The sequence below is a fragment of the Bacillus sp. JNUCC-22 genome, assembly GCF_018861275.1.
GTDB classification, from domain to species: domain Bacteria; phylum Bacillota; class Bacilli; order Bacillales; family Bacillaceae; genus Bacillus; species Bacillus velezensis.
The window spans coordinates 208,654-233,035 of sequence record NZ_CP076408.1; the positions used below are offsets into that span (position 1 = coordinate 208,654).

At 44.7% G+C, this 24,382-nt stretch carries 26 protein-coding genes; 20 read left to right on the plus strand and 6 right to left on the minus strand.

The features are described 5' to 3' along the window. Positions 1 to 94: 94 nt before the first annotated feature. The 11 genes from JNUCC22_RS01185 (at position 95) to JNUCC22_RS01235 (ending at position 9,398) form a co-directional block, all read left to right on the plus strand. On the plus strand, positions 95 to 1,480 hold the full coding sequence (locus tag JNUCC22_RS01185) for an amino acid permease (protein ID WP_003156747.1): 1,386 nt from the start codon (positions 95 to 97) through the stop codon (positions 1,478 to 1,480). A gap of 92 nt (positions 1,481 to 1,572) precedes the next feature. Next, the gene (locus JNUCC22_RS01190) at positions 1,573 to 2,286 is read left to right on the plus strand and encodes a YjjG family noncanonical pyrimidine nucleotidase (RefSeq protein WP_007408981.1); all 714 of its coding nucleotides are present in this window, start codon (positions 1,573 to 1,575) and stop codon (positions 2,284 to 2,286) included. A gap of 10 nt (positions 2,287 to 2,296) precedes the next feature. Beyond that, on the plus strand, positions 2,297 to 3,427 hold the full coding sequence (locus JNUCC22_RS01195; protein ID WP_039062508.1) for a sensor histidine kinase: 1,131 nt from the start codon (positions 2,297 to 2,299) through the stop codon (positions 3,425 to 3,427). Between the two features lie 4 nt (positions 3,428 to 3,431). Further along, positions 3,432 to 4,076, plus strand: a complete 645-nt coding sequence (locus JNUCC22_RS01200) for a response regulator (protein WP_150940969.1) — start codon at positions 3,432 to 3,434, stop codon at positions 4,074 to 4,076. A gap of 141 nt (positions 4,077 to 4,217) precedes the next feature. Beyond that, positions 4,218 to 5,153: an ABC transporter ATP-binding protein gene (locus JNUCC22_RS01205; RefSeq protein WP_007408984.1), complete on the plus strand. Its 936-nt coding sequence runs from the start codon at positions 4,218 to 4,220 to the stop codon at positions 5,151 to 5,153. A gap of 8 nt (positions 5,154 to 5,161) precedes the next feature. Further along, complete coding sequence (locus JNUCC22_RS01210) at positions 5,162 to 6,349, plus strand: ABC transporter permease (protein ID WP_072588746.1); 1,188 nt, start codon at positions 5,162 to 5,164, stop codon at positions 6,347 to 6,349. Beyond that, positions 6,346 to 7,488, plus strand: a complete 1,143-nt coding sequence (locus JNUCC22_RS01215) for an ABC transporter permease (protein ID WP_072588747.1) — start codon at positions 6,346 to 6,348, stop codon at positions 7,486 to 7,488. Before JNUCC22_RS01210 ends, JNUCC22_RS01215 begins: the two co-directional genes overlap by 4 nt. Before the next feature lie 13 nt (positions 7,489 to 7,501). Then, the gene (locus JNUCC22_RS01220) at positions 7,502 to 7,681 is read left to right on the plus strand and encodes a hypothetical protein (RefSeq protein ID WP_032865246.1); all 180 of its coding nucleotides are present in this window, start codon (positions 7,502 to 7,504) and stop codon (positions 7,679 to 7,681) included. Between the two features lie 103 nt (positions 7,682 to 7,784). Then, positions 7,785 to 8,261 carry a DUF4879 domain-containing protein gene (locus JNUCC22_RS01225; RefSeq protein WP_007408988.1) on the plus strand — a complete coding sequence of 159 codons (477 nt, stop codon included), beginning with the start codon at positions 7,785 to 7,787 and terminating at the stop codon, positions 8,259 to 8,261. A gap of 80 nt (positions 8,262 to 8,341) precedes the next feature. Next, the gene (locus JNUCC22_RS01230) at positions 8,342 to 8,590 is read left to right on the plus strand and encodes a sigma-G-dependent sporulation-specific acid-soluble spore protein CsgA (RefSeq protein WP_031378862.1); all 249 of its coding nucleotides are present in this window, start codon (positions 8,342 to 8,344) and stop codon (positions 8,588 to 8,590) included. A 109-nt stretch (positions 8,591 to 8,699) separates the two neighbouring features. Further along, complete coding sequence (locus JNUCC22_RS01235) at positions 8,700 to 9,398, plus strand: YqeB family protein (protein ID WP_072588748.1); 699 nt, start codon at positions 8,700 to 8,702, stop codon at positions 9,396 to 9,398. A 45-nt stretch (positions 9,399 to 9,443) separates the two neighbouring features. Here the strand turns inward: JNUCC22_RS01235 and JNUCC22_RS01240 are convergent, their stop codons facing one another. Then, positions 9,444 to 9,704: a hypothetical protein gene (locus JNUCC22_RS01240; protein WP_003156732.1), complete on the minus strand. Its 261-nt coding sequence runs from the start codon at positions 9,702 to 9,704 to the stop codon at positions 9,444 to 9,446. Positions 9,705 to 9,889: 185 nt separating this feature from the next. On the opposite strand from JNUCC22_RS01240, the gene JNUCC22_RS01245 reads away from it, so the two are divergent. The 5 genes from JNUCC22_RS01245 (at position 9,890) to JNUCC22_RS01260 (ending at position 14,240) form a co-directional block, all read left to right on the plus strand. Continuing rightward, positions 9,890 to 11,509: a glutamate/serine transporter AimA gene (locus tag JNUCC22_RS01245; protein ID WP_007408992.1), complete on the plus strand. Its 1,620-nt coding sequence runs from the start codon at positions 9,890 to 9,892 to the stop codon at positions 11,507 to 11,509. After that, complete coding sequence (locus JNUCC22_RS19595; RefSeq protein ID WP_257787077.1) at positions 11,509 to 11,637, plus strand: hypothetical protein; 129 nt, start codon at positions 11,509 to 11,511, stop codon at positions 11,635 to 11,637. The genes JNUCC22_RS01245 and JNUCC22_RS19595 overlap by 1 nt, the downstream gene beginning before the upstream one ends. Before the next feature lie 554 nt (positions 11,638 to 12,191). Further along, positions 12,192 to 12,653, plus strand: a complete 462-nt coding sequence (locus JNUCC22_RS19425; RefSeq protein ID WP_252729715.1) for a hypothetical protein — start codon at positions 12,192 to 12,194, stop codon at positions 12,651 to 12,653. A gap of 61 nt (positions 12,654 to 12,714) precedes the next feature. Continuing rightward, complete coding sequence (locus JNUCC22_RS01255; RefSeq protein ID WP_072588750.1) at positions 12,715 to 13,917, plus strand: hypothetical protein; 1,203 nt, start codon at positions 12,715 to 12,717, stop codon at positions 13,915 to 13,917. Between the two features lie 74 nt (positions 13,918 to 13,991). Beyond that, positions 13,992 to 14,240, plus strand: a complete 249-nt coding sequence (locus JNUCC22_RS01260) for a DUF2651 family protein (RefSeq protein WP_072588751.1) — start codon at positions 13,992 to 13,994, stop codon at positions 14,238 to 14,240. A gap of 179 nt (positions 14,241 to 14,419) precedes the next feature. On the opposite strand, the gene JNUCC22_RS01265 is transcribed toward JNUCC22_RS01260, so the two are convergent. Then, positions 14,420 to 15,307: a glycerophosphodiester phosphodiesterase gene (locus JNUCC22_RS01265; protein WP_007408993.1), complete on the minus strand. Its 888-nt coding sequence runs from the start codon at positions 15,305 to 15,307 to the stop codon at positions 14,420 to 14,422. 95 nt (positions 15,308 to 15,402) lie between these two features. Next, the gene (gene glpT, locus JNUCC22_RS01270; RefSeq protein WP_003156725.1) at positions 15,403 to 16,737 is read right to left on the minus strand and encodes a glycerol-3-phosphate transporter; all 1,335 of its coding nucleotides are present in this window, start codon (positions 16,735 to 16,737) and stop codon (positions 15,403 to 15,405) included. Between the two features lie 334 nt (positions 16,738 to 17,071). Between glpT and JNUCC22_RS01275 the strand changes: the two genes are divergently transcribed. Next, on the plus strand, positions 17,072 to 17,314 hold the full coding sequence (locus JNUCC22_RS01275; RefSeq protein WP_007408994.1) for a DUF2651 family protein: 243 nt from the start codon (positions 17,072 to 17,074) through the stop codon (positions 17,312 to 17,314). A gap of 55 nt (positions 17,315 to 17,369) precedes the next feature. On the opposite strand, the gene hpaB is transcribed toward JNUCC22_RS01275, so the two are convergent. The 3 genes from hpaB to JNUCC22_RS01290 form a co-directional block, all read right to left on the minus strand. Next, complete coding sequence (hpaB, locus tag JNUCC22_RS01280; protein WP_025284162.1) at positions 17,370 to 18,815, minus strand: 4-hydroxyphenylacetate 3-monooxygenase, oxygenase component; 1,446 nt, start codon at positions 18,813 to 18,815, stop codon at positions 17,370 to 17,372. A gap of 149 nt (positions 18,816 to 18,964) precedes the next feature. Beyond that, entirely contained in the window at positions 18,965 to 19,390 is a 426-nt protein-coding gene (locus JNUCC22_RS01285) for a hypothetical protein (RefSeq protein WP_072588752.1), read from the minus strand. Positions 19,391 to 19,462: 72 nt separating this feature from the next. Further along, positions 19,463 to 21,637, minus strand: coding sequence for a glycoside hydrolase domain-containing protein (locus tag JNUCC22_RS01290; protein WP_072588753.1), 2,175 nt, complete (start codon positions 21,635 to 21,637; stop codon positions 19,463 to 19,465). Positions 21,638 to 22,010: 373 nt separating this feature from the next. Between JNUCC22_RS01290 and JNUCC22_RS01295 the strand changes: the two genes are divergently transcribed. The 3 genes from JNUCC22_RS01295 (at position 22,011) to JNUCC22_RS01305 (ending at position 24,331) form a co-directional block, all read left to right on the plus strand. Next, positions 22,011 to 22,454 carry a hypothetical protein gene (locus JNUCC22_RS01295; protein WP_061581725.1) on the plus strand — a complete coding sequence of 148 codons (444 nt, stop codon included), beginning with the start codon at positions 22,011 to 22,013 and terminating at the stop codon, positions 22,452 to 22,454. A 264-nt stretch (positions 22,455 to 22,718) separates the two neighbouring features. After that, a complete protein-coding gene (locus JNUCC22_RS01300; RefSeq protein ID WP_003156718.1) occupies positions 22,719 to 23,189 on the plus strand; it encodes a helix-turn-helix transcriptional regulator in 471 nt (156 codons plus the stop codon). 71 nt (positions 23,190 to 23,260) lie between these two features. Beyond that, entirely contained in the window at positions 23,261 to 24,331 is a 1,071-nt protein-coding gene (locus JNUCC22_RS01305) for an iron-containing alcohol dehydrogenase family protein (RefSeq protein WP_150940971.1), read from the plus strand. Positions 24,332 to 24,382: the final 51 nt, after the last annotated feature.

A 24,382-nucleotide genomic window follows, 5' to 3' on the forward strand; every position in this document is an offset into this window, starting at 1 on the left:
TATTGCGGGAAATGAAGAGTGAGTTAGGTTCAACAGGTGCACCTTCTGCTTCATTATTTCACATATATCAGAGCTGTTAAGAGGAGGAAGCGAAGTGGCAAACAAAGAATTAAAGAGAGGCTTAGGCGCGCGTCATATACAGATGATTGCGCTGGGCGGCACGATCGGTGTCGGTTTATTCATGGGGTCATCCAGCACGATCGGATGGACCGGGCCGTCTGTCCTGCTGGCTTATGCGATCTCGGGTATCTTTATCTTTTTTATCATGCGTGCGATGGGCGAAATGCTCTATGTAGAGCCGAGTACAGGGTCGTTTGCGACGTTCGGCCATAAGTATATACATCCGTTAGCCGGCTATATGACGGCGTGGAGCAACTGGTTTCAATGGGTGATCGTCGGGATGTCTGAAATTATCGCCGTCGGTTCGTATATGAAATATTGGTTTCCTGATCTGCCGGCATGGATTCCCGGCATTATCGCCATGGCCATTCTCGGTGCGGCGAATTTAATTTCGGTAAAATCTTTCGGTGAGTTTGAATTTTGGTTTGCCATGATCAAAATCGTCACCATTATTCTGATGATTGTGGCCGGAATCGGAATTATTTTCTTCGGTTTCGGTAACGGAGGGCATGCGATCGGATTATCTAATTTATGGTCGCACGGCGGTTTCTTTACGAATGGTTTTTCAGGATTTTTCTTTGCCTTGTCTTTGGTTGTTGCGGCCTATCAAGGGGTCGAGCTGATCGGGATTACGGCAGGGGAAGCGAAGGACCCGCAAAAAACGCTGCGAAGCGCGATTCAGAGTATTATTTGGCGGATTTTAATTTTCTACATCGGTGCGATTTTCGTAATCGTTACCGTATATCCGTGGAATGAGCTTCACTCACTCGGCAGTCCGTTTGTTTCGACATTTGCGAAAGTCGGGATTACGGCGGCGGCCGGTTTGATTAACTTTGTTGTGATTACCGCTGCGATGTCCGGATGCAACAGCGGGATATTCAGTGCGGGACGCATGCTTTACACATTGGGCGTGAACGGACAGGCCCCGAAATTCTTTAAGAAAGTTTCTTCGAGCGGTGTGCCGATATTCGGTACGCTTGCGGTATTAATCGGACTTGTGATCGGTGTCGTGCTGAACTACATCGCGCCTCCGAAAATTTTTGTCTATGTGTACAGCGCGAGTGTGCTGCCGGGAATGATTCCGTGGTTCGTCATTTTAATCAGCCATCTCGGTTTCAGAAGAGCGAAGGGCGCTGAGCTTGATAAGCATCCATTTAAAATGCCTTTTGCGCCGTTTACAAACTATTTGACGATCGCTTTCTTACTCATGGTATTGATCGGCATGTGGTTTAACAAAGATACGCGGATTTCTTTGGTTGTCGGGGTGATTTTCCTGGCGATTGTGACGGTCAGCTATTATGCGTTCGGTATCGGCAAGCGCATGCCTGGTGAAAAATCGAAAATAGAAGACGCTGTATAATTCAAAAAGACACCTCTCTTACAGGGGTGTCTTTTTCGGCTTGTCCGCGAGTGGTATACTGGTTAAAAAAAGCAGAACCGGGGGAAACATCGATGAGTCATTACCGTACGTTATTATTTGATATAGACAATACGCTGCTGGATTTTACCGCTTCAGAAACCGATGCTCTTCAAAAATTGTTTCAAGGTTCAAAGCTGGAGCTGACGGCAGAGGTGGAAGCCCGTTATAAAGCGTTAAATCAAGGGCTGTGGAAGGCGTTTGAAGAGGGGGAAATGACCCGCGATGAAGTGGTGAATACACGGTTTGCCCTTTTGTTTAAAGAATACGGCCTCGAAGCCGACGGCGTGCTGATGAATCAGGCGTACCGCCAATACTTAGAAGAAGGGCACCAGATGATAGACGGAGCTTATGAGCTGATTGAACGGCTGAGTCCTTTATTTGATTTATACATCGTGACGAACGGCGTCTCAAGATCACAATATAAGCGGCTGGGCGACTCCGGTCTGTATCCGTTCTTTAAAGATGTGTTTGTATCTGAGGACACGGGTTTTCAAAAGCCGATGAAGGAATACTTTGATTACGTGTTTGCGAGAATTCCCGGTTTTTCTGCCGAGGGCGGACTTATTATCGGCGATTCACTGAGCGCGGACATAAAAGGCGGTCAGATGGCGGGAATTGATACGTGCTGGTTTAATCCCGGAAAGAAAGCAAATGAGTCCGGAATCATCCCGACGTACGAGATTCATTCGCTTGATGAGCTGTATGATGTGCTGAACGTGGAGCGGAAAGCCGCTGCTCATTTGTAAGGAGAATTCGATGAAGATTGCACATACGAAGTTACTGATCAGGGGTTTTGCATTACTATCAATCTTTCATGCGATTCTTCAGCTTCCTCCCGGCCGGGGGGAGCTGAAGGTTTTTTTGTCTGTGCTCGTGATTATGCTGACGGCTAATGACTGCCTGCGGCCGCTATATATGAAGAGAAGGCCGGCTGTATATCAAGGCTCTTTTCTCCTGAGCAACGTTATCGCGGGAGTTCTTTTGTACAATGTCTATAGTGTGGGGACACAGGCCGTAATGGTGCTTTTATTGGCGGAGGTGCTTATTACTGATAAGCAGATTTCGGCTGTTTTGTTAACGATGAATGCCGCCGCATTTGCCGCAGCTTTATACGCCGGCGGAGCGGGTGTCAGTGATATCGTGCCGCCATACTTCATCATGTTTGCGGTGATTTATTTATATCGGAAAAACCTGCAGGAGAAGTCGAAGGTTGAATTGCTGAACCGAGAGCTGAAGATCGCTAATGACACACTGAAGGAATATTCAGACCGGATTGAGGAACTGGCCGTTACGAAAGAAAGAACAAGAATTGCGCAGGAGCTGCATGATTCTCTCGGTCATTATCTGGCTGCTCTGAAAATGAATTTGGAATTTGCCGGGAAGACAGCCGGGCATCAGCCGGACAAAGTGAAGCAGATCATTCATAAGGCGCATGATCTTACGAAAGAATCCATTTTAAAGCTTCGCCAGGCCGTTATGCTGCTGCAGGGCTCTTTGCCGGGGCGGGGATTTGAGCAAGAGCTCCGTGACATTTTCAGCCATTTTCAAGAGGCGGGAGGCATACGCTTCGAGCTGGAGACGGACGCGGCGATAGAAGCGGAACAGCCGGATGTGAAGCATTGTCTTTATCAATCCGTTCAGGAAACGATTACGAATGCGATAAAGCATGGACATGCTTCATATGTTTCTGTCCGGATTCAAAAAAACCGAAACATGATATTGGCGCATATTCATAATAACGGCTCAGCCTGCGGAACGATCATAAAATCAAATGGTCTGAAAGGAATTGAGAAAAGAGCGGCCGCACTTGGCGGAGAGGCTGTTTTCTCTTCCGGGAAGGAAACGGGTTTTGACGTGAAAATAAGGATTCCATGCAAGGAGGAATAATCAAGTGAATGTCATGATTGCAGACGACCAGTCCATTGTGAGAGAGGGGCTGAAAATGATTCTGAGTCTTCATGAAGGAATTCAAATATCGGGAGAGGCTTCTTGCGGCGAAGAGGTTCTCCGGCTGCTTTCTCAAACCGAAACCGATGTGATTTTGATGGATATCAGAATGCCCGGTGTGGACGGAATCGAAACGACAAAAGCGGTAAAAGCGCGATATCCGTCCGTAAAAGTCATCATTCTGACAACGTTTGAGGATGATCACTATATTTTTGCCGGGCTGAAAAGCGGAGCCGACGGCTATCTCTTGAAGGATGCTGATTCAGATGAAATTATCGCCTCCCTTCAAGCCGTTTATGAAGGGAAGATGATGCTGAATCCCAAAATCACGGTTTCCGTCGTAAAAGCGCTGAACAATATGGAGATCCCTGCGGTGCAGGAAGAGCCGCGGTCAAAGCTGACGGAGATTCTCACGCCGAGAGAGCTTGATGTGGCGAAACACATTATGGAAGGCAAAAGCAATAAACGCATTGCTGCAGACTTATTTCTGACTGAAGGCACTGTGAAAAACTATGTATCCAGAATCCTCGATAAACTTGAAGTGTCAAACAGAACCGAGCTTACTTTATATTTGCAAAAATTGCTATAACCCCGCTTCACCCTCCTCTCTCCCTTTTTATCACTAAACATATGACGAAAGTAATACCCATATCGAGTACGAAAGTGAATAGAAAACAAGGATTGCCGAGAGTAGAATAAGTGCAGACATGACACAAGGAGTGCTGCACGAATGCTCGAATTAACGGATTTGACAAAGAAGTACGGCGATTTTACCGCTGTCAATCATATATCACTGCGCGTCGAAAAAGGAGAGATATTCGGTCTCCTGGGACCAAACGGCGCCGGTAAATCAACAACGGTGTCGATGATCAGCACCGTGCTCCCGCCGACGGGCGGAACAATCTGCATTGACGGAACCTCATTACAGGAGCAGCCTGCGGCCATAAAAAAAGTGATGGGAGTCGTCCCGCAGGAAATCGCTTTATATCAAGCATTAAGCGCAAAGGATAATTTGGCTTTTTTCGGGAGTCTGTACGGACTTTCCGGTAAGGAACTTTGTAAACGGGTTGATGAAGTGCTGGACATCATCGAATTACAGGAACAGCGAAATCAAAGGATATCTGAGTTTTCAGGCGGTATGAAAAGACGGGTGAATATCGGGGCCGCGCTAATGAATGAACCGAAACTATTCATTTTAGATGAACCGACCGTCGGAATTGATCCGCAATCCAGACACCACATTCTTGAAACCGTGAAGACGTTAAATCAAGAAAAAGGGATGACCGTCATCTACACGAGTCATTACATGGAAGAGGTCGAATACCTCTGTGAAAAAGCGGCGATCATGGATCACGGCTCAATCATTGCCTGCGGGACGAAAGATGAATTGAAGCAGTCAGCCAAAGCCTCTGATACCCTGATCGTGAATGCAGAGGGGCTGAATGATGATGCCGTTAAAAAAATCCGCCGCATTCCCGGTGTTGCCGAGGCTGCTGTCAGCCAGCAGACCATTACGATGCTCGTCTCTGCGGCAGATCGCAATATCCTTGATATTGCGGATGATATCAGGAAGACCGGTATCACCATTAAAGGCATTCATTTCGAGGAAGCCAATCTGGAAAGCATTTTCCTCCGGCTCACCGGCAAAACGCTGCGGGATTCATAAGGGGCGCCATGAAAATATTATTCAGGCTGATCTTATTAGATTTTCGGTTATTGGCCGGAGCAAAGTCTTTCTATATAAAACTGATTCTGTTTCCGGCACTGATGATTTTTATTTTAGGAACGGTTTTTCACGGCGATTCGAAAGTGAAGCCATTTCAGACCGCGTTTTATAATGCGGATCACGCGGAGAGTTCTTTGGGCGACGTATTAAAGAATGACGTGCTGAAACAAACTGATCTCATCCGTGTAAAAGACATAGGCAGTTACCAAGAAGGGAAACAGCTTGTCGAAAGCGGCAAAGTCTCCGTTTTTGTATACGTACCGAAAGGCTTTGCAAAAGCGGCAGAACACAATGAAAAAACAAGTATCAAAGTCATCTCGGACCAACAAGGCTCTGTAAACGGAGACATTGTGGAAATGATGGCCGATTCGTTTGTCACTAGAGTAAAAGCGGAGATCAGTGAAGAAAAAGCGGTGCTGAAGAAGTCGGGACATCTGTCAAAGGGAGATGTCAGCAAAATCATCAGCGGCCTTTCGGGTGAACGTGAACAGGCTGTCACCATTCCGAAACAGTCGGCCGGCAATCATGCGGCTCCGATTGATGCGATGCAGTATTATTCAATCGCAATGGTCGTCATGTTCTCCATTATGACCGCGTTTGCGCTCATTCACGGGATAGTGGAAGAGAGACAGCAGCACACGTTATTCAGAATCAAATCAATGCCTGTTTTACGTATCCAGTACGTGGCGGGTAAGCTTTTGGGAATCATGCTTGCCATCCTTATGCAAATGGCTGCCGTCATCATCGCAAGCAGCATCTTGTATCAGGTAAAATGGGGCAATTTGTTTGAAATATTGCTGGTTACGATCGTTTATTCATTTGCGATCGGCAGTATCGTGCTTCTTTGGGGGTTTACTGCAAAAAACCACGAGACCGTCTCAAGCATGGCGGCTCCCATTTTATACGGATTCAGTTTTTTAGGCGGAAGCTTTATCGCAAAAGACAGCTTGCCTGACAGTTTGAGAATCGTGCAGGAGCTGATACCGAACGGCAAAGCGATCAACAGCTATGTCAGTGTCACGCAGCATGCCGGTCTGAGCGGTATTTCGACGGATTTGGCAGAGCTTGCCGCCATTGGCGCCGTGTTTTTATGTTTGACCATCTGGGTGTTTAAACGGAAGGAGGCTGTTTCATGACGCAGCTGTTATTCATGATCAGACATCAGCTGAAACTGATGCTGCAAAATCGCGCTGCCATCTTTGCGACGATTTCCGCCCCGCTCCTTCTCACATATTTCTTTTCCTTTTCTGCGGATGGCAGTCAGCAGAAGGAAGTATATGTAGCTGATAAGGATCAGAGCGTCTATTCAGCGCAATTTATGAAAATGATTCAGACAGCCGGCCATATAAAAGTCACGAAGGTCACGGAGGACGTATTAAAAACAAAGGTTCATCATCAGGATATATCCTTTGGATTGCTGATCGGCTCTCATTTTGAAGAGACATTATTTTCCGGAGATGAATTGAACGTTTCATTTATTCAGAATGAAGAAAAGGGTGATGCTGTTTTGACAGAGCAGCTGATTGCGCAGCAGGCGGGCGCGCTGAAAAAAATAGTCCGCGATGCAAAAGTGATATCCCGCACGCTGCACACCGACGGGAAGCAGGCGGCAGCTGATCTCTTGAAGGATATTCAGGGTCATTCCGCCGTTAATGTTGACCGCCATCACGTTTATGAAGGCGGACAGGCAGCCGACAGACTTATCGGATTTTTAGTGATGTTTATCTGGTTCGTTGCAGTCCAAAGCCTGCGATCATTTATAGATGAACAAGAAAATCATACATATGACAGATTGCTGAGCACGCCCGTTTCCTATACGGCATATGCAATCTCTAAGTTTGCGGCGGCGTATCTTTTCGGACTTCTCCATATTATCGTGATCCTCGCTGCCGGAACATTCATGCTGCATATCCGTTTTGCTGATCATGTTTTTGCTGCGGGAGCGGTGCTTGCGGCCTGCTCGTTTGCGCTGACTGCTGTAACGATGGCCGTGATACCGTTCATGAAGAGCCAAAAGCAATTCACGTCGCTTGCTTCCGTTTTTATAGCTGTCACGGGTTTATTGGGAGGGGCTTTCTTCACATTAGACGCGGCTCCGGAGTACATGCGCATGCTGTCGTTGTTTACTCCTGAAAAATGGGCGATCGGCGCATTTCAACACAATGGCGGAGGCAGCATGCAGATCGTGCCGCTGAGCCTGTTTCTTGCTGTCGGTGCAGCGTCATTGGTCTTATCACTTTATATGATAAGCCGTCATATGAAAAAAAACGGTTAGAAGGGTGGCTGCTTTGTATATGGCAGAAATGATCGGAATCATAGAATTGCTCGCGGGAGTTGCAATGAACGTATGGATCGGGCGGCTCGGAAAAACCTTTTTCGGTAAAGATGACAGAAGTTCGAGAGTCGTGTTAAGAATCTGCGGCATCTTTCTCATGATCAACGGCGTTTCAAGAGCGTTTCATATCTAGTTCACAAAGTGTTCCGGACTCTTTTATAAAATGTAATCTTTTTCCTTGTAAATCGTGTAAAATAGTATAGGATTCTACGAAAAGAATAAGAGGGGGAAGAAACATGAAAAAGAGACTCGTTATGCTATTCGCGGCGGCCGCCGCTGTTTTGTTGCTTGTGAGCGGGTTGTGGGCTCCATCAGCGTCTGCGGCGCCGGCTCCTGCTTTAACACAAATCCGTATTATCGGTGTGACGTCTGACGGTCAGAGTTACCAATGGGAAAATATCGGGCCGAACCAAATCAGCGCATCAAAACCGATGAAGGGTACAACGGGTTATTTAGCCGTATATTTCCAAGGGTATCCGAACAATAACACGATCCAGGCGTTTAACAACGGAACGAATATTACAAATCTTACGTCAAAAGCGCTGGAAGATGAATATACAAAAAACGGCAATATCGTTACAGGCTATATTAAATATTACAGCGTTCCTCTTTCTTATGTCAGTTCAGGAACGTTCTCTTTCTCCGCAACGGGGCTGAACGGGCCGTACACGCCGTTAAGCAGCGGATTTTTCTCCATTCAGGTACAGAGTTAAAACAGCCGCCCGGTGCTTTCATGTATAGTTTTTCTCTCTTTCCGGGAAGCTATTCCTAAAGAAAAGGGAGGGCTTACATGATGGACAGGACACTCGGATATTTGCGCGAGTCGCTTTCGAACCACTTGGAGCATGATGTGTGCCGGGGGATTTATAAAAAGCTTCAGGTGAAGCATTATGCAAATGAGGGCGAGTTTGTGAAAGATCTAAATGATTTGGAAATGGACGCGCTGAATCAGCTGCTTGAAAAGGAAATCAAATATGCTGAGAACGAGCAGGATGAGAAGCGCACGATGGAATTGAATGAAGTATATGAGCTCCTGTTTTAAAAAGCCTCCCGGCGGTCGGGAGGCTTTTTATTGTTTCGGAAACAGTTTACAGAATCATCCAACCCTTTGTATAATGGATAGTTGTGAAAAACACAGACGGAGGAGAAACATGAACGAAATAAAAAAACAGACGGTTCTTGAGTTGTCATCGGTTGAAAAAGCTTTGGTTTTTCTGGTGCCGCCATTATTGGGGCTGGTCATCGGATGGTTTCTGCCGGTCATTGCGAAGTGGGCCGTAACATTGGATTGGCTGCCTGTTATCGGGCCGCTGGAAATGATCGCTTCTTTTCACGGATGGAAGGCTGCGGCTGCAACCGCCGTTATCGGCTTAATCGGGGGAATGTGGCTGACGCGGACTGTTTTTAAAGAATGTCTTACGGCGGTCGTGACGGACAGCGAGGTGTCCTTAACCATATATAATGAAGAAAGCGTGTTTTCGAAAGACAGCATTTCCGGTGTGTTTACGGATGAAAAGCATCTTGTCTTATTGGGGACTGAAGGGCAGGAGCTTTTTCGGGAGAAGCTTGAGCCCGCGGTTGAAAAAGCGGCTGATGCGTTTCGCGCGCATGGGTATGTCTGGCTGGGGACGGAAGATCCTTTTAAAGAAGAATACAAACGGTGGGTGCCGGACACGCCGGATTTGGAGCCAGGGGCAAATGCTCTTTTTAAAGCGAGAGAAAAGGCGCTGAAAGAGGAGGAAAAGGCTGATGCGAAAGAGCTGAAAGCGGAAATATCCAAACTGGGCATTACCGTGCGGGAGAAAGGATCGCGCCAATATTGGCGGATCTATCAAACGCCGTCTGCATAAAAAAAGCTGCCGCCGTTTGATACGGCCGGGCAGCCCGGGAACAGACTATTTCTTCTTGTCATCATAATATTGAACCGGGTACATGGAGCCTTCGGATACCATTTTGTTATCTTCAATATCTTCGGGATGCGGGTTGCCTGCTTTGTTGACGGGGAATGATTCAATATCCTGCTTCCCGGAGAGCGATGTTTTCATATTGCGGATAAAGTTCATCACCTTTTGGCGGTTGGATTTATCTTTGAGCAGGTAGGAAGTCACTCCGACAGTCGACACGGCAAGTCCTGAAATGAGCAGTTTTTGTTTCACGATAAAAACTCCTTTCTATTTCTGGCTTGCAGTAGTTATTCCCGCTTAACGGCTGTTTAAACATCGGAAGGGTAATTTTGGCTTTCTGCTTTAATGCGATAAAGATTGACAAAACTATTTTCAGAATAATATTATAAATATATGATAGCGCTGGAGTCATATTTTAATTGAAAGGTGTTAACTTTATGAATCAATTACATCGCAGAATGGGAACGTTTGCACTCATGATGGTCGGACTTGGGTCGATGATTGGCTCCGGCTGGTTATTCGGGGCGTGGCGGGCGGCTCAGATTGCGGGACCTGCCGCAATTATTTCCTGGATTATCGGTATGATCGTTATTTTGTTTATCGCACTTTCTTACAGTGAATTGGGTTCAATGTTCCCGGAAGCCGGGGGAATGGTAAAATATACTCAATATTCTCATGGATCATTTATTGGATTTATCGCAGGATGGGCAAACTGGATTGCGATTGTTTCCGTTATTCCGGTGGAAGCGGTTGCGTCTGTTCAATACATGAGCTCATGGCCGTGGGAATGGGCAAAATGGACAAGCAATCTCGTTCACAACGGCACTCTTACGGGAGAGGGGCTCGGCTTCGCATCCGTATTACTGATTATTTACTTTTTACTGAATTATTGGACAGTTAACTTATTTTCAAAAGCGAATTCATTGATTACCATCTTTAAAATCATTATTCCGGGGCTGACAATCGGAGCGTTGCTGTTTACCGGTTTTCACGGCGGAAACTTCACATCCGGTTCAAGCATTGCGCCGAACGGCTGGGCGAGCGTGCTGACGGCGGTGGCCACATCAGGTATCGTATTTGCGTTTAACGGGTTTCAAAGCCCGATTAATATGGCCGGAGAAGCAAAAAATCCCGGCAAATCGATTCCGATTGCGGTTGTCGGTTCGCTGCTGGTCGCAACCGTCATTTACGTCCTATTGCAAATCGCATTTATCGGTGCGGTTGAACCTTCCATGATTGTTCACGGCTGGAGTCACCTGAACTTCAACTCTCCATTTGCCGATTTGGCGATCGCATTGAATATCAACTGGCTTGTCATTATTCTTTATGCGGATGCGTTCGTATCTCCGTCAGGAACGGGTATCACTTATACCGCTACGACGTCACGCATGATTTACGGCATGGAAAAAAATAAATATATGCCGAGCATTTTCGGAAAGCTTCATCCGCTGTACGGCGTGCCGCGCCAAGCGATGATTTTCAACCTGGTCGTATCGTTTATCTTTCTGTTTTTATTCAGAGGATGGGGCGTGCTTGCTGAAATCATTTCCGTTGCGACGCTGATTTCTTATATCACGGGTCCTGTGACGGTGATGACGCTGCGGCGGACGGCGGCGGATTTGTACCGGCCTCTCCGTCTGAAAGGCCTCAGCGTGGTTGCACCGCTCGGCTTCGTGTTCGCGTCTCTCGTGCTGTATTGGGCGCGCTGGCCGTTAACAGGGCAGGTGCTGTTTATCATTTTGATCGGCCTTCCGATTTATTTCTACTACCAAGCGAAAGCGAAGTGGAAAGGATTCCGCAGAAACTTTAAAGGCGGCGTCTGGATGGTTGTCTATCTGCTCAGCATGATGGTCATTTCATGGCTCGGAAGTGAAAAATTCGGCGGTCTGAACATCATTCCGTACGGATGGGATATGGGGCTGATCGCAATCGTTGCCCTTGCCTTCTATGCGTGGGCGCTGAAGAGCGGCTTCAAGACTGAGTATTTGAAAGACGCCAAAGCAATTAACGATCAATTAAAAGGCGGACAGGCTGAAGCCGCTGCCGGAAAAGAATAATGATTGATAAAAACCTTGCGGTAACGTTCCCGCAAGGTTTTTTGATCGGGCAAAAAAACATGGGTTCGGCATCATCTCCGAACCCATGCTGGCTCGATACAGACGTGACGATGAATGAGAAAGCCTAACGACAGGCAACCACGGACAGTATTCTTTTTTTCTCATGATTTCTCCGCCTTATCAATAACTGTCTTCCATATTAAACAATGAATGTAAAAGATATGTTGGGCAACTTCTTTCTTCTCCGTAACTTCATCCGTTTTCCTGTACTTCAAGTCAAAGTTTTAGCGACAAAACAAATAATTAACCATAGAGAAAATACAGTACGTAAGTTGTGTTTACAATAATTGTATAATAAATTAAAATATAGGAGAATAAACAAATGGTTGGAGGTAATAAGTATGAAATTGCGGAAATTTTTTGCAACATTATGCATCGTTACTCCCTTAGTATTTGGAGGTTTTACGAGTGTTAAGGCTGTGGACTCGTATAATTCAGAAACAGTAAACTACATATTGAAAATGAATCCGAATCTGTCGAAAAAAGAATTAATTGAATCCGTTAATGATCTAGTTAAACAAGATAATAAAACATCTAATGAGATCTTAGGGAAATTAAAACTGAATTAAAGAAGCAAGAAAAGCTAGATAAAGAAGAAGATAAAAGTAATAGAATGAGCATAATGGGCAAGAATAGCGGGCCGAAAATTATAGGATCAAGCTCTAAAGGTAATGTTTACTATACACCTGCATCTACTTTTGGGCTTCCGCATGGACATGTCGGTATGTACTATAAGGGAAATCAAATTGTCGAATCGGTCCCTAAAAAAGGTGTTCGTGCAATAGCTTCATCGAAACGTAAGGTCGAAAAAAACGCTGTAATTCAAAATGTGAAAGTTTCTAGTTCTAAAAAAAATAATTCAGTAAATTGGGGTTATAGCAGGGTTGGGAAGGATGGTTATTCATATAATTTTGCAACAAATAGAAAATCGAGTCATTATGGTGATAAAAACTGTTCAAAACTATTATGGTCAGCTTTTAAGCTAAAGGCTGGTATAGATATGGATAAAGATAAAGGCATGGGCGTCTATCCAAGAGACATCAGAGATTCCAATTATACAAAAACTATTAAAACATTTAGATGAATTATTTTCACTCCCTAAGTTTATTTAGGGAGTCATATTATTTTAAGGAGAGAGATTATATTTGAACAAGATTAAGTGGCTTATTATAATTGCGGTCATAGTATTAATAGGTATATTTATATGTATTGGAACTTTTAAATATACTAATTCAGTTTCTGACGTTAAACAAACTGAAAAAGAAAAGGAAAAGTATTTCTTGAATGATAAAATTGCAGCTATATATTATTCAGCTACAATAGATTATCCTAAAGATGGGAGTTATACTGTATACATTGATGAAAAAGGAGCAGCAACAGCTGTAAAAGGAGATGCTATTGAGGTTGGAACCATTGCACAAGATGAAAAAAACATAGTTAGACAGGACAAAAAAGAAGTTTATATGATAGGTGATAACTTTAAAAAATTCCCGATGCAACATCAAGTACATACAAGTTATGGGCAATCATCAGGCCATTTAATAAAAGAAAATATCTTTTATTTTTTGAATAATCAAGGAGTCGGTGAAAACCATTATAATAGTTTAATTAGATGGGGTAACGGCAGTGGATTTCATGAAAAGATTATTCCGGGTTTCTATACAAGTACTGGTAATGACGGTGAATATATTTACGTGATAAATGAAGATTCTTCAATCAAAACACCGACTTTTCAGGGTATTAAAATAGATAAAGATAAAGTTACAGTAGGGAAAGGAACAACAATTCCTATATTAAATGAAGAAAATTGGAGTGTTTATTCACAAATAATAGTTAAAAAAAGCTCAGCCTTTTTTATACTATATAACCAAACGGATAAATCAAACAAAGTACAATTCAAAGTAGCAGAAATTGATTTAGAGCATAAAAAGTTTAAAGGGGCATATCCTTTAGGCAGTTATAATATCCCTGATGAAATTTCTCAACTGGCAATTCCTCTTTCCACTAATAACTTTTTTGTGAAAAATGACACTTTATATCATTTGGCAGCTAATTCAATACTTTATACTTTCGATTTGAAAAGTATGAAGCCGGGAAAAAAAATTCCGTTAAATAGGTCGACAAAATTTGAAAACCAAGCAAAATTCACTTATTTTGACGAATCTAAAATTTTCTTGTTAGAAATAAGCAAGGGTGGGAAATATGTGATTAATTCTTACTCTTATAAAAACGGAAAAAAATTAAAATCTACTCCTATCAGAGGACTTGAAAAAATTATTAACAATACCCATGTTTCTGAATATGACTTTTTTATGATTAAGAAAAACAAAGAAGTATGGAGTGATTAGATACATTTTTTAAATTGCTAGACAGCTGAGTGAGTATATTTAAAGGGAAATTAAATTCACAAAGGAGAATAATAATGGATGAGCTAGATCTTGCTTTTGGTATTTTACCACTTTCTATTATCGTCTTATCGATTATATTCACTTATATTTTCAAAAAAGTGTATATAATGCCGCTTGTCAGTATAGTTGTTTCAGTCATATTAATGTTCACTGTTTTTAATCTATCCTTCTGGGGATGGGTGGTTGTCTATGGTTTAATATCACTAATATTATCATATATTACAAATAGTGTAAGAACGAAAATAGATAATAGAAATAAATAATTATATCCTTTTGTTTGTAAGGTATCATAGGTAATTCAAAATTACAGTGATACCTTTAATTAATATAAAGGTGAATGTAAGCTTTAATAATATGCTCCGCCCGCTACATAACCCATGACGGCGTTTGCATGATCGGGCAAAAAACATGGGTTCGGCATCATCTCCGAACCCATGTGGCTTTATGATTTGTATTCTTTTTTAACCTTTTGGAATATATCCGCATAGTTGGTAAACACACCGGTTACGCCCCAATTCAGCAGACGGCGCATGTCCGCCTCGCTGTTTACGGTGTAAGGATGAAGCAGAAGGCCGTGGCTGCGAATGTTTCGGACATTTTGAGCGTTCAGCGCTTTGTAATCCGGTCCGATTCCGACGGCATATGTTTTAATGTCCGTTAAATCTGCGTCAGTCATTGACGTCATCTGTTCCGCTTCAAGCAATTGGACAGCGGGAAGTTTCGGATCGAGCTGTTTGATTTTCAGAAGGCTGTCCCTGCTGAAAGACTGAATGATAACTTGTCCAAGTTTCGCATGCTTACCTGCCAATTTGTATTTTTTCAGTGAAGCGATCAGTTTTTCTTCCATACCCGGATATGTTTCGGGCGCCTTTGTTTCAATATAATAGTTTGCATGTCTGCCGAACCGTTTTAACACGTCATCAAGTGTGGGAACGCGAAGTCCGGCGTATTGCGGTTTTGCTTTTTCCGGATAGGCCTTATTGAACCAAGAGCCAGCATCGAGCTTTTGAATCTCGGCTAATGTATGATCCTTCACCCAGCCTTGTCCGTTTGTGGTGCGGTCCAGTTTTTCATCATGCATGACGATCAGCTTGCCGTCTTTTGTCATTTGTAAATCCAGCTCAATATAGTCAGCCTTCATTTTTTGCGCAGTTTCATAAGAAAGGATCGTGTGCTCCGGGACATACCCCGAAGCACCGCGATGGGCAATGGTCAAAATTCTGTCAGGAGACAAGAGGTTTCCTTTTCCCGCTGCCGATACAGGCGTGACGATGAATGACAATAAACCGAATGAAAGCAATACCAAAGCAAACAATTTATGTTTCCGCATGTTTTCTTCCCCCTTAAAAATCAATATCTGTCTCTAGTGTAGAAAATCGTTGTAAATGCTGTACTGCAAAAATATTAATCTTTTATGTTGTTTTCTTACACATGCTCCGCCCGCTTGCCCGTATTCCACGTCATAGCCAAGAAGACGATGGACAGCACGCATGAGGAGATAAGCATGATAAAGCCGCCGTTCCAGTCAAAGCGGTCTACGACATAACCCATGATGGCGTTGGCGAAAGCAGAGCCTCCGATGTATCCGAAAAACCCGGTTAAGCCGGCTGCCGTTCCCGCCGCTTTTTTAGGCGCAAGGTCAATGGCCTGAAGCCCGATCAGCATGACAGGTCCATAGATTAAGAAGCCGATGCTGATCAGCGCGATATTATCGATGAGCGGATGACCGGCAGGGTTAAGCCAGTAGACCAATACAGCGATAAATACGCCGGCCATGAACAGCACGCCTGCCGGCGCGCGGCGGCTTTTGAAAAACCGGTCGCTGATCCAGCCGCACAAAATCGTTCCCGGAATTCCCGCATATTCATAAAGGAAATAAGACCATCTGGAGTCTTCAGGAGAGAATCCTTTCGCTTCCGTCAAATAAGTCGGCGCCCAGTCAACGACACCGTACCGCACGAAATAAACAAAGACATTGGCAAATGCGATATACCACAGAAATTTATTATTCAGCACGTATTTAAAAAGAATTTCTTTGGTGGTCATCTCTTTTTCCTGGTCTTTGAACGCATGTTTCGGATAGTCATTCCGGTATTCTTCAATCGGCGGAAGCCCGCAGGATTGCGGCGTGTCCCGAACGAGAAGAACAATCACAAATGAAATGACGATGGCGATAATCGCCGGAAAGAAAAACACGCTTTTCCAAGTAACAAACATGGCGATGCCGAGAGTCACGAGCGGGGCGAGAATACCTCCGCCTATGTTATGGGCGACATTCCATATCGACATTTTCGTTCCGCGTTCACTGATGGAAAACCAATGAGCCATCGTCCGTCCGCAAGGCGGCCAGCCCATTCCTTGAAACCATCCGTTAATAAACATAAAAATGAACATAATCGTCACGCTTGACGTGACCCACGGCATGGAAACAAATAAAATGTTTACGACACCTGACAAAAACAGACCTGTCGCAAGGAAATACCTCGGGTTGCAGCGGTCAGACACCATCCCCATAATAAATTTACTGAAGCCGTAAGCGATTGATACGGCCGCAAGCACCAAGCCAAGTTCCCCTTTTGAAAACCCTTGTTCCTGAAAATAAGGAATAGCGAAGGCAAAGTTTTTGCGAAGCAAATAATACCCGGCATACCCGATGAAAATCCCCAAAAATACTTGCAGCCTGAGCCGTTTATAGGCCGCATCCGTCTTTGAATCATCCAATCTCTCAATATGCGGAGCCGGCTTAAACAATTGAAACATCATATCCTCCCCTTTGCTGAACGTCTATCATGATGTATGTATGACTCCTTTCCTTGAAAATGACAAAAAGAACCAGAAATCACCCTTGTGAAAGGGCGGGGTTTCCTGGTTCTCCTCATCTCCATCCAAAAATCATTAACTTGTGTCTGATAGCGCTTTCTTAAATTATCACAGTCTGACGTGAATGTAAACGCTTTAAGGAAAGTTTTCATTTTTTTGAATAAATAACCGGAGGGAAAATCAGCCGGAGCGCGAAAGATTTGAAGTACTCGATTTTGTACTCAGGCATAAGATGTGTTAGGCCGAACTAAGAAAAGCGAAGGGAGTGCATCTGTTGATTGATGAATTGGATTTTGCGTTCGGTGTTCTGCCGCTTTGTATCATCATCTTGTCAGTCGCCGGAACGTACCTGTTTAAAAACGCGTTCATTATGCCGGCTGCCGCTTTGGCCGTTTGCCTTATATGCACCTTTACCGTATTGAATTTCTCGTTTATCGGGTGGGCCGTTGTGTATACGCTTGTCTCTTTCGCGTTATCGCATATTACGATGGTGGTGATCAGCCAAAATAAAAAATAGGATCGGCGGCAGCCGATCCAGCTATCATAAGCAGAGATGCGCTCTCTGCTTTGTTTTATTTATGAATGTGCAGGAATTCCTTGATGACCGCGGTCTGTTCTTCTTTCGGATAGCTTCTGTACAGATGGCTGGTTAAGCGGACGGGGTCACCGAAGAAGTACCGCTCATATTGTGTCTGTCTTGTTCCGAAGGGGCTCATGGTCAAATCCCATGCGAGGCGGAACACTTTTACCCGGTCCTCAGCGTTCAATTCGGCCGCCTGCAAATATTGGTCAAGGTCTCCTCTGATGTCAGAACGGAACGCTTTTTCAGTCGGCAAAGTCACCATTCCGCTTGCCCCGATCAGCTGAATGATTTCCGTGAAGCGCGGGTAGATGTCGGGGAAAATCGCGCTGACCACACGAAGCGGAGTGACACTCGGACGCATATAACCCCATTCATCTGTTTCCGCATCATTCTCCGACTTTTCCAAAAGGGCTTTCATCGTTTCCAGACCGGTGATGATTTCAGCCATCTTAGCCTGAATATGCTGATATTCGCCCACATCTATCGCTTCGACAAGCGTTTGGGCGAGGCCCAGGAGAAACTCCGTCTTTACAATTTGTCTCGTGATAACTTGATGAAATGCGAAGGCGTTAAAAGAGCTTTTCATATTAAAATCAAAAGCCGCCTCGTAATTATTATAAAAAAATACGCGTTCCCAAGGGACCAAAACGTGATCAAATACAACGATAGAATCCATTTCTTCATATCTTGAGCTGAGCGGATAATCAAACGATGATTTTCCGAGTACGAAAGATTCCCTGCAGATGAATTTTACTCCCTTTGTATTGGAAGGGATTGAAAAAGCGAACGCTTCATCCGATTCAAAATACATTTTAGGCAGAGAAACCACGAGCACTTCATCCGTCAGGCCGCCTTGTGTGGCTAAAATCCGGGCGCCGTGTATGATGAGGCCTTTTTCATTTTTATCGACGACTTTTGCCGAGATAGGTGTCGGCGATACGTTTACACCCATTTGTGAACGATTCACCTGAGGGGTGATAAACGTGTGCGTAAAAGAAAGATCCTGTGCAGCAGCTCGTTCGTACAGCGCTTGAACATGTTCCGGAAAACAATGATCGCGGTCTTTCAAAAGCGCGGCAGAGGAGGCGAAGCTCATCAGCACGGTATTCATATAATCCGGGCTTCGTCCCATCATTCCGTGCGTGTGTCTGGCCCAATGTTCGAACATGTTTCTTCTTCTTTTTACGTCTTCTTTCGTTTTCGGCTGCAGGTATGAAAGCCCGGCCCGTTCTTTTTTACCGGGAAGACTGTAAGTCATTTGATCTTTCATGTCCGGTTTCGTTTGTAAATCATAAAGAGAGCGCTTCGTTTCCAAAAGGCCCTTAAATGCGGGATGTTCAGAAATCTGTCCCTCGATCTTTTCACCATCAAGCCAAATCTCATTTCCAAGCTGATTTAATCGGTCAATGAACATTTTTCCATTAATGATACCCATCATGTCGCCCTTCTTTCTTTGCAGATCCACTACCTCATTATATTGAAAACGAAATTGGGTGTTCCGGTTATTTCCAAAGGGGAAGAGCCTTTTTGATAAGGGGGGTGAAGGGATTGCATAATAAAAAAACCCCTTAAGCAGAGGGGTTTTTAACTGATCATGTCTTTGTATCGTTGTTCGAGGACAAAGTCTATCATTCCGGTGATACGGGTGTTTTCAGATTTTTGTCTGAAACGGTCAGACACTTGGATTTTTCTTGAAAACGGAAATACAGCAATAACCCAAACAAGGCCGGCCAGGCCGAAAACCATCTGCAGAGCCATTTCAATTAAATCATTAAAATGAGTGCTGAAAAAAAAGATATATAACGTGATGAATGTGACTGTACATACGATTTTGACAGTATGTTGGAAGGTGAGGGGCGGTTCAGTGAAACACATTTTCATTTGATTCAGTGTGAGCGAATCTTGTTTCATTAAGTATGTAAGCAGTTCTTTGTCATTTTGACTTCGCGGAATCAAATCGGTTTCTATTTTTTGAACGGTTTCCTTGTATGTCTGCATATCAATCTTCATGCGAATCCTCCTTTAGAAATAACTCCAAGAATACTCATTGAGCATTCCTGGAGCAAGGAGCTGCCTGTTCAATTATAGAAATAGTGATAAAACCGTGCTGAACAAGGCTGCAGCTCCTCCTAATTCAGGTGCTAAAACGACTAGAGCACCGATCCCTACAATAACAATAATTCCTGCGCCTGCAATAGCCATGGTATTCACGACAGAATCCCAATCCGGAGAGTACACTTTTTCGGAATCCGGCAACCTGAAGCTCTTTTGTTTTATTTTAAATGTAATGGTAGTTGTTAGTCCAGTTGTAGCACTGTCACCGACCGGAATATCAGGTGTATAAATTTTAAATTGAATATTCAGCGATCCGGCAGCCGGATTGACATACACTTCTAAATAACCGTTGCGGACTGACAAGCTCAGACTGTTAAGCAGGTTTTGATAGGAATCAATTTGTGATGCTGTAAAAGAGACTTGTGAATCCCCCATCAGACCGGTAATATAAGCTCCCGGTTTGCCATTTGTAATGGTAACTGTGTTGGGAGAACCTTCGCTTGGCACTGTTGCCAAAAGTGAAGTAGATAAAAGAATATCCATTTCAGGTGATGCATAAATGGTTTCTGTCTTGTCGAATTCAAACATGGCATTCGCAAGATTCGATATATTTTCTAAAGCAGGAATGGTTGTTAAAATATCCGTCAGTGTGCGCAGTCTTGCATCATACACAGGATCAGAAGGCGGATGGACGCTGCTTGCACCCGAGTCTTTCCCGGAGTATCCGTCTTTGTCAATGGCGACTTTTCCCGCTCCGCTTCCGATCGTTCCTTCATAAAATTGATCAAAAGCCCAGTTTTTCGGCATCGGGTATCCGAGGTTGCCGCTGAATCCGGTCGACATGTTAGCCGTAAAGCTATATTTGGTCAGACCTGCTTCTGACGTCCGGATACAAATGTTTCTCGGTCCGTATACCCCGATTTCATATTTCGGCGCAGTTGAGAACGCCTGCATTTTCATAAAAGCTGACTTGATTTCTTGGAAGTAAGGAATGATTTTATCCGTGACTTCATAATCATACGCATCGAAATCGACCGCAAAGTAAATGGTCGTTCCTGACGGAAAACCTAATCTTCGGGCGGCTGATGCAGCGCTGTACGCATCTCTCGTTCCTTGGTCTTTTACAAAATAAGAAGATTCATAGCCGCCGTCCTGATAAATCGGAAACACGCTTAAGCCGGCATTGAAAATCGTGGAAAGTTCTTTTGACGTTAACGCTTTCGATGTCAGTCCGCTGCTTGTCCGCACATTCCCGGTCAGATATCTTCCCACGATCTTATAGCCATTCTCACGCAAAGTTTTAGCCGTATCTGCCGTCAAAATGGCAGCGGTGTCACAAGCTGAAGCAGCCCGCGTTGTGTCGCCTGAGCTTGATAATAAAGCTTTAATCGTCGGCATGTCCGCATAACCGGTCTGCGGCAGGCACATAAACTTTTGGAAAGCTTTCACTGCCGATACAACGCCGACGCCGTATTTTCCGTCGAATTCACCGGGATCAAACGCTTCCCCATTACAGTAAAGCGCGTATTGGACAATCAAGACAAAGCCTGTCCGTGAATCGCCGGGAGTCAAGGTAGGGCATAAGCTGGTCGTCCCGTTTCCGAAAAATCCATTGGCGACGCTTGTGCTCATGCCTTCTTCTTTTTGCAGGGCATAAATGAGAGCCTTGTTTGTATCGCGGGCGTATAAGCCGTCACAAGGCATCAAGCCGATGTAGTCATTGTAATCCCGGTTCAGGTTCTGCTGGATTTGGCGGATTCTTTTGTCGCCTCCCGCTACTAATCGAAAAGCGCTCATATCCAGCAAGGCTTTCATAATGAGTGCCGTGACGATGCCGTCTTGCTTAGTGAGCCCGGCCGCTTTTTGAAACTCTTTTACAGCCCTTTCGGTATTTTCATAGAAAACGCCTGAAAATCCGCCGGGGTTAAAACCTTTACACCACAGCGCCCCTTGCAGAATGTAATTCATGTTTGTCGGCTTTGAATCGGGAGCCTGCTTTTTCAACGGCTTAAACAATCTTTGTGTCGTCGGTCCGAAGTTATCGGCAGGTTCTGAAATACCAAGCTCAATTTGAAGCGCCCGTGTCAGACCGTAAATGGTATCCCAGCCCGTTTTTCCGTTTTCCGGCACTTTGTTGTACCCGTGTCTGCCTTTGTACGTCTCATTCAGCCATTGTTGTGTTTCCAGGACCATTTCGTCCATTGCAATCCCTCCATTATGTGTATTGTGCGTTCATTCATAGGTGGCAAACGTATGACAGTTTGTCATGGGTGCAGGGGTTTATCCAAGGAGAGCCCCATCACAGCAGCAGAACAAACGCCGAAAGAGAGGCATTGATAGGAAAAGACCTCGCTATGACAATTGATACAAAAACAACAAAATGAATAGCGGTTTAAAGTAACTTTATCACTTAATCAAAAATGACAAGAATCATAAGTAGTAGTCATATAGTCATTTTAAGGGCTGTTCACATCTCCTCCTGCGGTCAAAATGGTTAGTTGGACGGATTTATGATTGGCTATATTGTCATTAACATAAATAGGGTAAATAGTTACAGGAAGGAAGGATTTTCTCGATGAAAAGCAAAAAGATTTTTAAGTCGCTCATCATTATTTTTACTCTTTTAATCAGCGGAATTGGTTTTATGGGTTTTTCTTCTCCGCAAAAAGCAGAGGCTAAAGACTGGCTTCATACTTATAAAAGCGGGTATTTCACTAACTATGTGATCAATACATATCACCCTAAATTCACTAAAACGACAAAAAAGTACACCTTGAGAGCCGTGACTTTTAAATCCAACAGTAAAGGGAAGGGCACGTATAAAATATACGTCCAAAAGCAAGTCAACGGCAAAGGTGCCTGGAAAACAATCAAAACCGCCAATGCAAAGAAAAATGGAACGACTTATTTTGAAACACCTTCGTTGAAAAAAGGAGATTCATACAGATTTAAATTGGTCAATCAGGGTTCGAAAAAACGTGTCAATTATAGTGCAAAATGGATTGTATTCGCTTCATAATGCTGATCTTCCGGTCTATAAAGTTTTAGCTGCTGCAGCTGCGGCAGCTTTTTATTTTGTCCGGAGCTCAACCGCCAGGGAGCCCGCACCTGTCTCTTCGGGCGTGCGTTTGTATTTCACCGCATCATTCTGGATTATGCGGAAAGGTACATCGCTTCAATGATAAGCCAATCCCGGGTTCTTTTGATTCGTTTGAAAATGTTCTGATATAAAAAAGGCGTGCCGCGGTGTAAAATGGCTATATTGATAAATATGGAGGTTGAGATGGATCAAGATTATATGACTGAGCTTGTCTCAGTCCAGCTGAAGAAAATCCGGTCGGAGAGAGGCTACACACAGGAGAAAATGGCGGATGTGATCGGTCTTTCTAAAAAGTCGCTGGTGCAGATTGAGAAAGGGCGGGCGCTTGCGGAATGGCCGCATGTTGTGGCGGTTTGCGCGCTTTTCAGATCAAGTGAAACACTGCAATCCGTATTAGGAGATGATCCGCTGGAGGTCATTGAAACGGTTGCTCACCGCACAATTGACAGGCCGAAGGGGAAGACGATGGGCGGCAAGGTGTGGTGGAAAGCCATCGAGAAAAAAGGCGAGTTCCGCTTGCAGCAGCATTTGATTTCCCACCATTACCGCATCCTTGATTCTTATGATGATCTGTGGTTCAGCAGTTTTGAAAAGGCAGAGGCTTTGGAGCGGCTTGATGAGCTGTTTTTGGAGGCGGAAGAAGCGAAGCGCTAAGCACCTCCGGTTGATGTATTTTCTGACAAGTGGGAAAATATATATAAATTCCAGCCAAAGGAGAGATTCGAATGAAGCCTGAAGATATCGTCCGAAGCGGCCCGAATCAGTACATATGCAAGGAAGGAATCGCAAAAGAACTTCCGAGGCTGCTGGAGACATTCAGAAAACCCGTTATTGTGACCGGAACCAAATCCTATCAGGCGTTCTCCGATTACAGCGGCGGTTCTTCCTGGGATGTGATTCAGCATAAAGGATACTGTTCACCTGAGGCGGTGCGTAAGGTCTGTGAGCAGGCGGAAGACGCGGATGTGATCATCGGTATCGGAGGCGGCACGATATTGGATTTGGCAAAAGCGGCGGCAGACCGGCTTGATATTGAAGCTGTGATGGTTCCTTCCATTGCGGGGACGTGTGCGGCAAGTACGCCGTTGAGTGTCATATATGATGAGAGCGGCAATTTTATCAGAGTTGATTATCATAAGCGTTCAAGCTATTTGACGCTTGTTGATCCGCTGTTTTTGCTGTCCTCTCCCATTGAATATATGAAAAGCGGGATCGGTGATACGCTGGCGAAATGGTATGAGGCCGAGGCGGTCATCAGAAATACGGAGGAGGCGGCGCCGCTGATGGCGCAGGCGGGGCTGAGACAGGCGGAATATATCCGTAATCTGTTATTGCGTTACAGTGAAGCGGCCGTCGGAAGCATGGAGAAAGGCGAGCTGTCCGTGCCGTTCATCCATACGGCGGAAACGATCATTATGCTTGCGGGTACAGTCGGCGGGTATGGCGGCCGTTTGTGCAGGATGGCAGGGGCGCATGCGGTCCACAACGGACTCAGTTTTCTTCAGGAGACACATCAGGTGCTGCATGGCCAGAAGGTTGCTTACGGCATATTGGTGCAGCTCGCGCTTGAGAATCGGAGACCTGAGATTGAAGAGCTGCTTCCGTTTTACCGCCGGCTCGGTTTCCCCGTCAGTCTCTGTGATCTCGGCATCCTTGACAACCATGAGGAAGCCAAGCGCCGCATTGCTTCTCACGCCTGCCGGGCGGAAGAATCGTTATGCTTAATGGGGCAATATCGCGAGAAGGACGTGTCAGCTGCGATTGAATCGCTCGAATCAGCGCAAAAGACAGGATAGAGCTTGTCATCTATCTTGTCTTTATTTTTTGAATATTTCCGTTATAATGAG

Excerpts from the sequence above, each read along its gene's own strand:
- JNUCC22_RS01245 (WP_007408992.1), top strand. The coding sequence starts at position 9,890 with ATGAATCAATTACATCGCAGAATGGGAACGTTTGCACTCATGATGGTC.
- JNUCC22_RS01235 (WP_072588748.1), top strand. The coding sequence starts at position 8,700 with ATGAACGAAATAAAAAAACAGACGGTTCTTGAGTTGTCATCGGTTGAA.
- JNUCC22_RS01215 (WP_072588747.1), top strand. The coding sequence starts at position 6,346 with ATGACGCAGCTGTTATTCATGATCAGACATCAGCTGAAACTGATGCTG.
- JNUCC22_RS01260 (WP_072588751.1), top strand. The coding sequence starts at position 13,992 with ATGGATGAGCTAGATCTTGCTTTTGGTATTTTACCACTTTCTATTATC.
- JNUCC22_RS19425 (WP_252729715.1), top strand. The coding sequence starts at position 12,192 with ATGGGCAAGAATAGCGGGCCGAAAATTATAGGATCAAGCTCTAAAGGT.
- JNUCC22_RS01305 (WP_150940971.1), top strand. The coding sequence starts at position 23,261 with ATGAAGCCTGAAGATATCGTCCGAAGCGGCCCGAATCAGTACATATGC.
- JNUCC22_RS01300 (WP_003156718.1), top strand. The coding sequence starts at position 22,719 with ATGGATCAAGATTATATGACTGAGCTTGTCTCAGTCCAGCTGAAGAAA.
- JNUCC22_RS19595 (WP_257787077.1), top strand. The coding sequence starts at position 11,509 with ATGATTGATAAAAACCTTGCGGTAACGTTCCCGCAAGGTTTTTTGATC.
- JNUCC22_RS01295 (WP_061581725.1), top strand. The coding sequence starts at position 22,011 with ATGAAAAGCAAAAAGATTTTTAAGTCGCTCATCATTATTTTTACTCTT.
- JNUCC22_RS01205 (WP_007408984.1), top strand. The coding sequence starts at position 4,218 with ATGCTCGAATTAACGGATTTGACAAAGAAGTACGGCGATTTTACCGCT.
- JNUCC22_RS01285 (WP_072588752.1), bottom strand. The coding sequence starts at position 19,390 with ATGAAGATTGATATGCAGACATACAAGGAAACCGTTCAAAAAATAGAA.
- JNUCC22_RS01195 (WP_039062508.1), top strand. The coding sequence starts at position 2,297 with ATGAAGATTGCACATACGAAGTTACTGATCAGGGGTTTTGCATTACTA.
- JNUCC22_RS01230 (WP_031378862.1), top strand. The coding sequence starts at position 8,342 with ATGGACAGGACACTCGGATATTTGCGCGAGTCGCTTTCGAACCACTTG.
- JNUCC22_RS01225 (WP_007408988.1), top strand. The coding sequence starts at position 7,785 with ATGAAAAAGAGACTCGTTATGCTATTCGCGGCGGCCGCCGCTGTTTTG.
- JNUCC22_RS01290 (WP_072588753.1), bottom strand. The coding sequence starts at position 21,637 with ATGGACGAAATGGTCCTGGAAACACAACAATGGCTGAATGAGACGTAC.
- JNUCC22_RS01265 (WP_007408993.1), bottom strand. The coding sequence starts at position 15,307 with ATGCGGAAACATAAATTGTTTGCTTTGGTATTGCTTTCATTCGGTTTA.
- hpaB (WP_025284162.1), bottom strand. The coding sequence starts at position 18,815 with ATGGGTATCATTAATGGAAAAATGTTCATTGACCGATTAAATCAGCTT.
- glpT (WP_003156725.1), bottom strand. The coding sequence starts at position 16,737 with ATGTTTCAATTGTTTAAGCCGGCTCCGCATATTGAGAGATTGGATGAT.
- JNUCC22_RS01190 (WP_007408981.1), top strand. The coding sequence starts at position 1,573 with ATGAGTCATTACCGTACGTTATTATTTGATATAGACAATACGCTGCTG.
- JNUCC22_RS01210 (WP_072588746.1), top strand. The coding sequence starts at position 5,162 with ATGAAAATATTATTCAGGCTGATCTTATTAGATTTTCGGTTATTGGCC.